This is a genomic window from Paracandidimonas lactea (assembly GCF_021653995.1).
GTDB classification, from domain to species: Bacteria; Pseudomonadota; Gammaproteobacteria; order Burkholderiales; family Burkholderiaceae_B; genus Allopusillimonas; species Allopusillimonas lactea.
In genome coordinates this window covers 1-414 of record NZ_JAJJOZ010000027.1, presented here as the reverse complement: position 1 = coordinate 414, position 414 = coordinate 1, and the positions used below count along the sequence as shown (strand labels likewise).

General features: G+C 60.1%; 1 protein-coding gene. It reads left to right on the top strand.

Going from position 1 to position 414, the window contains the following annotated elements; genetic code table 11:
* Nucleotides 1-414 (top strand): RNA-guided endonuclease InsQ/TnpB family protein (locus LOL23_RS18920; RefSeq protein WP_237174138.1); only part of this gene is annotated, 414 nt, incomplete at both ends.

The window sequence follows — 414 nt, the reverse complement described above, 5'->3', positions numbered from 1 at the left end:
TGAGCGACGGCAGCTATCTGGCGCCGCTGTCCAGCTTCAAGAAGCACGAAGCCCGTCTGCGCCGTGCGCAGCAGGCGATGAGCCGCAAGACCAAATTCAGCAGCAACTGGAAGAAGGCGAAAGCTAAAGTACAACGCATCCATACCCGCATCGGCAACTGCCGCCGCGACTACCTGCACAAGGCCACGACCACGATCAGCCAAAACCACGCGATGGTGTGTATCGAGGACTTGCAGGTGAGGAATATGTCCCAGTCCGCGGCAGGCAACACCGAGCGGCCGGGTAAAAACGTGAAGGCCAAATCCGGCCTGAACAAAGCCATCCTCGATCAAGGCTGGTTCGAGTTCCGCAGGCAGCTTGAGTACAAGCTGGCGTGGGCGGGCGGTTGGCTCATTGCCGTGCCGCCGCACAACA